The sequence below is a fragment of the Bartonella sp. CM86QHHN genome (genome assembly GCF_042194695.1).
Taxonomy (GTDB): Bacteria; Pseudomonadota; Alphaproteobacteria; order Rhizobiales; family Rhizobiaceae; genus Bartonella.
Map to the genome: position 1 here is coordinate 1 of NZ_JBHIND010000065.1, position 3,840 is coordinate 3,840.

Genomic DNA, 3,840 nt, shown 5'->3' on the forward strand with positions numbered 1-3,840 from the left:
ATTTTTCAAAAAACAACCTATATCAATAGTACAACCTATAAATTCAACTAATGCTCTATGTTTTGTAAGGGTTTTGGGGGGGTAGAAACATTCAAAACCTATAAGTAATATAAGAAAATGAATATACATAACCCTCTTTAAATAAAGCTTCTGATAACAATAAAGCTATCATTTTAGATTACGGTTTAATCTTTTAAAGGCAATGTAAATAAGAGTATCTAAAAGTGCAAGTTTCTTCTTTTTAAATAACGCATGATAAATTATCCTTTTAAAGATTGTATGTCAGCAATTTATAAAAGGGATATAAGAACCTATAGGTATAAAACCTTATACCCCTTATGAGTTTATCATACCCATTATGTGAGCATGCTTTATAAGTTATTCAGTTTCTCTTATTTCCAATTTTGGTAGTTTTTTTACGATTTTCATTGTTTCTAAACTTACGGTAATAACCTTTTGAAATAACTCTAGAGGGTAGGCAGGGTTGCCAATGGTTTCAACAGCATAGCGATTGGCATCATTGACAATGCCACTCTTTTTATCAGTCTTTACACATTGACGCCCCATAACCCATTCAAGAGCAGGTTTGCCATTGACGATATACTTATAAGCTTCAAGAGGGATATCTGTTATTGTGATATTGCTATTATAAAAAACAGTCGATTTATCCTTTTCCTTACTATTCTTAATTTTTGCGAATTTCATTTCAGTTACATAATAGAATTTTTCGGGATTAGAGATCTCTGTCTGTTTTGGATTACCCTTTTTAAAGGTCACGGGATAAGGCTCTACAGTTTCATAATTCACGTGCAAATGACCCAGTTCACGCCCTGCTGTTACAAACTTCCAAAAATCATCAGCACTCTTTACACAAGGGATACGAGGCAATTCTTTGCATAAATTATCAGCATAACGGGCGCGATAATCTTCCGAATGCAAAAGACCGTAAACATAATAGAATAGATCATCTTTTGTTATGGTTTCATTAGGATAAGCTGCTTTAAAATGTGCTAATCCCGCATCTGTAATGGCATCACGGCGTTGTAAATCAGCATTGTTGCTTTTTTCTATAGAATTCGTAAATAAATGTGACTGGTTATTATCTTTAGATTTTAAGGAGGTAATATCTTCATAAAAGTATCTTGGAAAGCATTGACCTGTATCTATTGCGTGAAGGTTAGGTAAATCCTTACTCATCAAAACAGAAAATCCACTTCTTGCTCCTACGCCTGTAACTTGTATTACCTTATTTTTTACCGCTTTCCCTATAGAGAATTGTAAAACTCTCTCATTAAAAATGCGATTGTAATAAAGCCACTGTTGTGTAAAAGGGCGATAGAGGCTTTGAATAAGGTATTTATCTTCAAATTCGAAAATCTTTCCACTAATTAATTGTTGTTTAAGAGAACGACTCCAACTGATTTTTTTAGCATCTGAATTTACAAAATTATCTACAATTTTTGTACGTGTTTTACAGTCAGTGTGATAAATATCATTAAAACGTTTCACTTCACTATTATAAAAATTAATCATATTACGCATATTTTTAGCTAAAGCTTCACGGCTTGAGTTATATGCCCACGCATCACGGCTAGTTGAGATACCACAAGAAAACGTTTTAAAGAGCTTTTTATTATGTCCTTTCTTATCTCCTAAAGCTAGGAATGTTTCGAAACTCTCATCACGTTGATGTATCCAATCACCATGCTTATCTGGTGCAATTACTTGCCAGCCCTTTTTATCCGTAATGCCACCAACACTACCAAAACATTCCAGAGCTGTAAGTTTTTCTTTTATCGTACGATTATTACCAATATCATGATAGTAAATTTTACAAGGTCCAATAGCATTGGGATTTTTGATAAACAAGGTTACAGCAATACCAGTCATACTTCCATTGCCGAAAACATTTTCACCTTCTTGAGCAACTCCATTGCTTAACATATTTTTGCGAAGATCTCCTCGTAAATTGAGTACGTAAATACTGCTAAATTCTTTGGCTAAAGATTTTCGTAAACCATCCATTGTAGACTTTTCTATGTAACCAGAACCAGAAACAAAACCGATTACTCCAGCATTATCAATACGATCACTAGCCCAGCGAATGGCACGAATATAATTATCATATAGATTTCGTATAAGATTTGCATTTGACTGAGCGGCATAAGTTTCACGAATGCGGTCATCTAATATCGGATAAGGTGTATTCTTTGCATTATCATTAGCACTTTTTTGACCTGTTGAATAAGGAGGATTTCCAAAGATAACTTCAATATTCATCTTCTTTTGATGTTCTAAATATTCACTGTTTTCTTTAAACAATTCCTGTAGTAAGTTCTTCTCTTCAAGCATCCGAAACGTATCGGTTAAGCCAATATGTTTAAAAGGAATATACTCTCCTTTCATAAGACTATGATACGTCGATTCAATGTTAATCGCTGCTATGTAATAGGCTAAGAGAACAATCTCATTGGCATGGATATCATGACGGAATTTGTATTCCATATCCTCTGGTTTGATCAGTTTAGATTGTAACAGCCGCGTGATAAAAGTACCCGTTCCGGTGAAAGGATCAAGGATAGAGACACCCCGTGATCCCAAGCTTTTTCCAAACTCTTGCTCTAAAACATCATTAACGGAATGAATAATAAAATCAACAACCTCAACGGGCGTGTAAACAATTCCAAGCTTATCTGTGGTTTTCTTAAATGCCTTGGCAAAAAAGCTTTCATAAAGTTTGATAATAAGATTCTGTTTTGCATGCGTTTTGGTAATGCCCGCTGTACAGAACGTGACACTTTTGTAAAATTGATCAAGATCTTTCGTTTTCTCTTCGATATTGGTTTTATCCAGTTCCGTTAAGATCTTATCCATTGCTTGCGAAATAGCATTGTTCTGTACAAATTCATTACCGTCAAATAAGGCTTCAAACACGGGACGCGTGACAAGATGCTGTGCAAGCATCTCAATCGCTTCCTCTTGCTTGATTTCACTGTTGACGTTGTTCTTTAATTCCTTATGAAAGGCATCAAAAGCATGAAAGGCTTCACTACTTTCATCGGCAAGTAGGTTTTGAAGATGCGTGATATGGTTTTGAGCAATCTCAGCAACATTGTTCGCCCAAATGCCCCAATAATCCGTGATTTTAAAACTATCCAGAAAAATGGCTTTGACAAAATCAAAAAATTCAGAACGGCGGAATAAGTCTTCTTGTCCTCCAGATACCGATTGAGATTTGCTTTCTGCTGTTCCAATGGTATGTCCAGAACTTTCTGCTTTTGATGGTATCGAGATCTCATCAACCGTTGTGGTGAGTTCTTTTAATTCATTGGCACGCTTAATCTCTATAATCTCAATCGTATGGCTGCTATCTTGTCCTAAAGACATCTGATTAATTGTTCGAGCAAGCCTTTCATCATGAGAATGTAAAGCATGCAAAACTTGCCAAACAACACGGTATCTCTTATTGTTTTTTAAAGCCTTTTTGGCTTCTAAGTGTGAAGGAATGATAATGGGTAAAATGATATAGCCTGTTTTCTTATTTGGAGCACGACGCATCACACGCCCTACCGCCTGTATCACATCGACTTGGCTATTGCGCGGGTGTAAAAACATGATGGCATCAAGAGCAGGGACATCAATCCCTTCAGACAGACACCGAACATTGCTTAAAATCCGACAAACATTTTGCCCCGCATCTTCTTTAAGCCAATCCAATTCCTCATTGCGTTTTTTGACGCTTTGCGTTCCGTCAATATGTCTTACTTCACAGTTTAGAAAGGGAACGGTTTGAAGGAAATCATCAATATGAGATTTGATAATTTTATTAAAGAGCTTTGT

At 35.5% G+C, this 3,840-nt stretch carries 1 protein-coding gene; it reads right to left on the bottom strand.

Features of this window, described 5'->3' with window-relative positions; translation table 11 throughout:
• Positions 1-378 precede the first annotated feature (378 nt).
• The coding region (locus ACFIKX_RS07680; protein ID WP_375661233.1) for a type ISP restriction/modification enzyme at positions 379-3,840 on the bottom strand (3,462 nt) is incomplete at its 5' end.